5 protein-coding genes are annotated in these 6,619 nt (G+C 70.9%); 3 read left to right on the top strand and 2 right to left on the bottom strand.

Going from position 1 to position 6,619, the window contains the following annotated elements; all coding sequences use genetic code 11:
- A partial coding sequence (locus QOZ89_RS17600) for a DUF222 domain-containing protein (RefSeq protein ID WP_312624241.1) occupies positions 1-748 on the bottom strand: 748 nt, incomplete at its 3' end.
- Positions 749-2,790: 2,042 nt separating this feature from the next.
- Between QOZ89_RS17600 and QOZ89_RS17595 the strand changes: the two genes are divergently transcribed.
- The 3 genes from QOZ89_RS17595 to QOZ89_RS17585 all read left to right on the top strand — a co-directional run bounded on the left by QOZ89_RS17595 (position 2,791) and on the right by QOZ89_RS17585 (position 5,934).
- Positions 2,791-3,981 (top strand): sulfotransferase family protein, encoded by a 1,191-nt coding sequence (locus QOZ89_RS17595; RefSeq protein ID WP_241842056.1) that lies wholly within the window; start codon positions 2,791-2,793, stop codon positions 3,979-3,981.
- Between the two features lie 226 nt (positions 3,982-4,207).
- Positions 4,208-4,777, top strand: a complete 570-nt coding sequence (locus QOZ89_RS17590; RefSeq protein WP_071051526.1) for a hypothetical protein — start codon at positions 4,208-4,210, stop codon at positions 4,775-4,777.
- A 44-nt stretch (positions 4,778-4,821) separates the two neighbouring features.
- Positions 4,822-5,934 carry a magnesium transporter CorA family protein gene (locus QOZ89_RS17585; RefSeq protein WP_241842055.1) on the top strand — a complete coding sequence of 371 codons (1,113 nt, stop codon included), beginning with the start codon at positions 4,822-4,824 and terminating at the stop codon, positions 5,932-5,934.
- An 18-nt stretch (positions 5,935-5,952) separates the two neighbouring features.
- Here the strand turns inward: QOZ89_RS17585 and QOZ89_RS17580 are convergent, their stop codons facing one another.
- Positions 5,953-6,615, bottom strand: a complete 663-nt coding sequence (locus QOZ89_RS17580) for a DUF2249 domain-containing protein (protein ID WP_083419349.1) — start codon at positions 6,613-6,615, stop codon at positions 5,953-5,955.
- Positions 6,616-6,619: the final 4 nt, after the last annotated feature.

Raw genomic sequence — 6,619 nt, 5'->3', positions numbered from 1 at the left:
TGACCCGTTCGCGCCGGTTCCCGAGGAGCAGGGCGGTCAGGACGTCGGCGCGTCGGGCGCCGATCGGGCGGCTGTCGCCGTCGCTGTGGGCGTCGGTTCTGGCGATCCGGTCGATCAGGTCGAAGATTGCCCGTGCGTCCTCGGCGGGCAGGGTCGCCGACAGCAGCGCCATGCCGTCCTCGGCCGGCTCGATCGACACGTCCCGTTTCGCTTTCGCTTCGTCGCGGCGCCGGGCGGCGGCGGCAGGATCAAGCCGGCTGATCATGCGGTGGATTTTGCGTCGCCACTGGGTGGGTGAGCTCAGCTGGCTGCCGGCGAGCATCTGTGCCTCCACCGTCGCGCGTTGCCCGTCGGACAGGACACCGGTCAGCGCGTGCAGCGCGCGTAGCCGGGTCTGGTCCAGCTCGCCGGCCGTCAGGGCGTCGAGGGCGGCCGGGAGGCGGTGGGCGAGGTCCCAGGCCTGGTCAAGCCGGCTGGTCATCGTCCGCGGCGACTGACCCAGCTCGGCCGCCAGCTCGTCACCCAGATACGGCGAGAACGGCTCACCCTCCCCGTCGCCGTCCAGGCACCGGCCGGTGTCCGGGCGTAGCTCCGCCCACCGCACCTGCGCCCGGATCGCCAGCCCCTCCAACCGCGACGCCAGCCGCACGAGACCTACCACCAGATCGAACGCCTCCGCCTCCCCGCACGCCGCCAGACCCGCGAGCAGCTCGTCGAAGACCCCACCCACCGCAGCCAACCGAGCCACCAACCCACCACCCGCCCCAAGCCCATCGACGACAGACCCGTCGATGACCTGCCCGCTGGTGGTCGGCCTTTCGAAGTCAGCGACGCGGGTAGTGGGCATGCCACCGGGCGGAACGGATGCGGCAGAGGCGGCCCCAGGCGCCGACCGAGCTGGACGATGGGTTGCCGCCACGCCGCCCGCGGCCAAGGCCCCGGTATCGATCGGGATCCCGGCCCGCGGGATTGCGTCACCGGGCGAGATCGTGCCGGGACGGGACGGTGGTACCCGGGCCGCGCGACGCGCGACAACCGAGGCGGCCGACGTTCCCCTGGCGGCTGGCGAGCCGGCGGGACACCGCGCGCCCGGGACATCCGCCGAATCGGCGGTGCCCGCCGCCGGCGCCGTCTCGACCCGCCGCCCCTGCGCGGCCGTCCGCGACGGCGGGCGTCGCGACGCCGCCCGCGCTGCCGACCGGCCACACCCGGGACCCGCCAGTCGCGAGACCCGATCTGGCCGCGCCGTGACGGCCGCGACAGCCGCCGTGGTGTCCGCGGTTGACGAGTTCCGGGACAACGGCACAGCCCCATCGTCCAGACCGTCGCCACGCATTTCGAACATGCGTTCATCCTAGGCGGGAAAACGGAATAACACAAACCGCCAACCAGGCTGTATAACCCAATTATTGGGCCTTCCGGCTCAGCCCTGGAGCACTCTGAAATCTAATGCGGAGAGACCGAATAGGAGCCCTATCGAGAGGTCGGTACCCAATACTGATTTGCGCACAGGAAGGCTGATCGACACGGTGTTGGGCACCCGATGAAGACGGTTACCCTTCAAAGACTGCTGCGACCCTGTACGGCACCGCGCAGGCGCCCAGGTCCGAATCGGGTCCAATGCTGCGACAGGCAACGTTGGCCCGCCGCGGCGCGAGTTCTGGAACCGGTCAGACGTAGCGCGCCGCCGGTGACGCGTAGCGTCTGGTTGATCATCGACCTGCTGGCGCAGGCGGCGGGGCGAACGTTCGTTGGAGCTAGATCCTGCGGCCGACGTCCTGGCCGGGTCGCCGCTGTCAGAAGGGCATACCGGTGGGCCGGCCGTCGGCGTCGTCGATGACCGAGTCCCGCCGCCGACTCGGCGTCGAGCCGTGGCACGTGCTGTTCGACCCGCTGTTCGACCGCCGCGTGGGCGGTCATCGTGGTCGGTCACCGTGGGCCGGTCGGGGTACCACGAGTCAGCCCCGGGTCGTCAAGCGCGCGATCTCCCCATACGCCGCCAGCGCGGCCAAGGGCAGGATCCGCAGCCGCAGGCCATCGTCGGCGCCGGCATCATCAACCAACGCGACTCTCCAGAAGCCCGGCGCCACCTGACCGAGCACCCTGGGTCAGGCCAAAGCCGACCAAGGGCCGGTGATGACGCAGGTGAGTCCCGGGTACTGCACGTTGATGACGAGGTGGCGTCCGTCGGGGGTGAAACGGGCGCCGGAGAGCTCGCTGGCCCCGACCACGCCGGGCTCGGGGAAGTCCTCCGGTGACCAGTGGTGCAGGCGACGGGGGTGACCAGCCCATCGGACATCCGCGTCCCACCGGCACCGAAGGAGGTGTACCGGAACCCGCGCGGCAGGGCCAGCTCCGGCCCGGCCGGGACGAGCGGGCCCAGGCCGACCGGCGTTCCGCCGCCGCCGGCGGCGCCGGCGGCGCCGGTGGTGGTGGTCTGAGCGACACCGCTCGTGGGTGTACCGGCCCAGGCGGCCTGGCCGAGGCTCGCGCCGAACAGGCCGAGTCCGGTGGCGGTCAGTACCTGCCTGCGTGTCGCACCCATCGCATCCCGCCGTTCGGTTGGTCGCGCGGCCGGACGGCCGGCCGGACGGGAGGCACGCTAGGGACGAGCGGAAAGGACCCGGCGACGGATCCGGGTCCGCCGGACTGACGCGGGGCAAACAGTTCGTGGTCGACCTGAGCCCACCGAGAGGTCTACGCCGCGGTTTCGCTGGTAGCGGGTCCGTGATCGGGCAGCACCCGGACGGTTGCCCCGTTGCCGGGCCGCCAGCTGGACGTGGTTGTCTGGTGAGCGTGACCCCGGATGAGCTGCTCGCGTCGGCACGCGAGACCACAGGCCTCGACGACTTCGGTGACGACGAGCTGTTCGGTGGGGACGGCTGGCGTGACGGACTGGACGTCCTTCTCAAGAGCCTGGAGAACGACGGCAGGCTGACCGAGTTCGGCCAGGTCGCCGTGGCGGGCGAGCTGGGCGGGTACCTGGCCAACCGGCTGCGGATCGTCGCGCATCACCGCGCGTACCCGGAGATCAGGGAACGCGACGTCGCGTCACCGGTCGTCATCATCGGGCAGGCCAGGACGGGCACCACCATGCTGTTCGACGTCCTCGCCCAGGACCCGGCCCACCGGGCGCCGCTGACCTGGGAGGTCGAGGCCCCGCTGCCGCCGCCGCGAACCGAGACCTACGAGACCGATCCCCGGATCGCCCAGACCGAGGAGCTCATCGGGCTCGTCGACCTGTTCATCCCGGAGTTCCGGTCCATCCACCAGCTCGGCGCCGGGCTCGCGCAGGAATGCGGCCGGATCACCGGCAGCGCGTTCACCAGCGCGATCTTCGCGACCCAGTACCGCGTCCCCGGCTACCTGCGCTGGTGGCTGCACGACGCCGTGCGCGACGGCCACGTCGCCGCCTCGTACACCTGGCACCGCCGCTTCCTGGAACTGCTGCAGAGCGAGCACCCCGGCACCCGATGGCTGGTGAAGTCGCCGGCGCACGTGTGGACGCTGCCGCAGCTGATGGCCGAGTACCCGGGCGCCCTGCTCGTGCAGACCCATCGGGACCCGGCCCGCATCATGGCCTCCACGGCCAGCATGCTGGCGTCGTTGCGCCGCCTCTATACCGACGACGTGGACGCGACCGAGATCAGCGAGGAGTTCGCCGAGCTGATCCTCGACGGCCTCGACCGGACCGTGGACGCGCGCCTCGACGGCACGGTGCCGGCCGGGCAGGTCATCGACCTGCAGTTCGCCGGCCTCATGGACGACGCCCTCGGTGCCGCGCGCGCGGTCTACGACCAGTTCGGCTTCGAGCTGCCCGCCGACACGGCGGCGCGGATGACCCGCTTCGCGCGTGACTACGCCCGTGAGCCCCACGGCCACCAGTACACCTTCGCCGACACGGGCATGGACCTCGACGAACTGCGCGCCCGCACCGCCCGTTACACCAAGTACTTCGCCGTCACCGAGGAAGCGGTCTAAGGCGTCCGACCGGAGGGTGGGCGTGCGCCTGTTTTGATCATCAGGCCACGGATAGCCGGACCGAGGGAACGCAACCGACTCGTTTGCCGCCCCGCGCCCGGTCAGTTCGCGACCAACCTGGTCCCGCTGGGTGGGAGTCAAGCCGTTTCGGCCTCCGAGGATGACGCGTGTGTCACCATCTGCCGGGGGTGCCGCTCGCGCGCCGTCGAGGAAAGGGACAGGCCAGGTGGGTGCCAGACGGTGGGTGTTGGTCGTGGGCGTCGCCGTGGGGCTGTTGGCCGTCGGAGGCGGGGCCGGATTCTTCGCCGGGCGGCTGTCCGCGCCGGACTCCTCGCCGGCGATCCGACCTGCCTGGCCGGGTGAGAAGGTCCAGCACGCGGACGCGGCGCGCTACGGGAACATGATGCTGCGGCCGATCGGGCTGACCTGCGGGATGCACTGGGTCTCCGGCACGCATGCCGAGTGGGAGGCCCGCGGGCAGTACTGCCGGCTCGGCGTCGTCGTCAACAACGTCGACACGGCCTTTCACGACCTCGACACCGGCGCCCAGCGCCTCGTCGACGCGACGGGGAAGAGCTACGCGCCCAGCTTCGACGCGATGCGGATCAGGCGCCAGCCGGACGTCATGACGATCGGCGCCCACGATGCCGTGGCGCTCGACATCTGGTTCGACGTGCCGAACGACACCCAGATCGTCGCCGCCCGGCTGAAAGGCGACGACGACCCGAGCGGCATCGACCCGGTGGCCAACACGCCACGTCCGCCGGGCGGCGTCCCGGTGCCACTGTCCCTGTAACGAACCGTCCGCACCGCGGGGAGCCGGAGAGAAGGGTGAGCCCGATGGGCGACGCTACCGCCGACGTCGCGCGCCGCGCCGACGGCGACGGCGACGGCGACGCGGGCGAGGAGGGCGGACGACCGGAGCAGCTGTGCCGGGTCGACCCGGACGCCGACCCCGCGAACCGGGTGGGCCGGCAGCTGCCGCGCACCCGGGTCTACCGCGGCGGCAAGCTGGAGGCCGAGGGATTCCCGGTCGCCCAGATCAGCGACTACCTCGCCGAGCCGGACACCGTGGTGTGGCTCGACCTCTGCGCGCCGCGGACCGATGAGCTGCACGTCATCAGCGATGAGCTGAACCTTTCCGCGCTCGCCGTCGAGGACGCGGTCAGCCCGCGGGAGCGCCCCAAGCTGGACCACTATGCCAGCCACCTGTTCCTGAACGCCTACGCGGTCACCCTCGACGAGAACAGCGGTGAGCTGACGAGCCATGAGGTGGGCGCGTTCATCACCGAACGGGCGCTGGTCACCGTCCGCGCCGACGAGGGTTTCGACGTCGACGGCCTGATCGCGCACTGGGGCGAGGCCGACCCGGATCTCGCGCGTTTCGGCGTGAGCTACCTCGTGCACGGCCTGCTCGACTTCATCGTCGACCAGCACTTCGCCGCCGTGCAGTCGCTCGACACCGAGATCGAGGCGCTCGAGGACATGCTGTTCGACGAGCGCCCGCAGGACGGCGCGGTCCAGCGGCGCAGCTACCAGCTGCGCAAGAGCCTTGTCCTGCTGCGCAGGCTCGTCCTGCCGATGCGCGAGGTCGTCAACACGATCATGCGGCGCGACCTGCACCTCGTCGACGCCGAGATGGCGCCCTACTACCAGGACGTCTACGACCACGTCCTGCGGGCGACGGAGTGGACCGAGAGCATGCGCGACCTCGTCACCACGATCCTGGAGACGAACCTGACGATCCAGGGCAACCGGCTGAACCTGATTATGAAGAGGCTGACCGGGTGGGCGGCCATCATCGCTGTGCCGACCGCGATCACCGGCTTCTACGGCCAGAACGTGCCCTATCCGGGCTTCGGCACGGAGTGGGGCTTCGTGGCCAGCGTCGTGGTCCTGGTCGCGTGCGCCCTGACGCTGTATGCCATCTTCAAACGCCGCGACTGGCTGTAACCCGGTCCGGGGCCGGAGTCAGTTCGCCGGCGGCGGGGCCGTTCCCACGACGAGGGCCTGACGACGGCGGTGGACGGTGAGGTATCGCAGGCCTTCGTCATCGGCGGCGAGCCTGCGCAGTGAACGGCGGGGAAGCCACAGCAGTGCGCCGGGCGCGAGGTCGAAGGTGCCGCGTTCGGTGGAAAGCGTGCCCGAGCCGGCGAGTACGTGAACCAACACGTCGACATCGGGGCCACGGTGCGCCTCGATGGTCCCACCCGGCGGCAGGGCGATGACGTTGGAGTCCAGATCGCGCTCGCCGACTGGGAGCTTCCAGACCGCGCCGGCCAGGTCCGGCTCTCCCGTGCCGGCCGCGAGGTCGCCCGTGTTGACCAGGACGCGGGGGAGCGGCGTGCTGGCGCGCTTGGTGATCCGGATCCGCCAGTGGCGTTGCTCGGAGTTGAGGTACTCCCAGTCGAAACCGCCCGCGTGCTCGGTTTCGAGCTCGGCACGCAGGTGCCGGGGGTCATGGTCGTTGACCAGGACGAACGAGCCGCCCGTAGAGAGTGCCGCATAGGTGGCGAAGATCGCCGGGTGCCTGTCGACCTTGCGCAGAGACCGCACATCGAGCTCGTCCTCCGGCGTCTGGCCCGTCCGTGCCTCGTGGTCCGTGCCACGTGGGGCCGTCTGGTGCTGGGGCATTCGT

This window comes from Pseudofrankia coriaricola (genome assembly GCF_032027725.1).
Classification (GTDB): domain Bacteria; phylum Actinomycetota; class Actinomycetes; order Frankiales; family Frankiaceae; genus Pseudofrankia.
The sequence above is the reverse complement of the archived record's forward strand: the minus strand, read 5'-3'. Positions and strand labels throughout refer to the sequence as shown.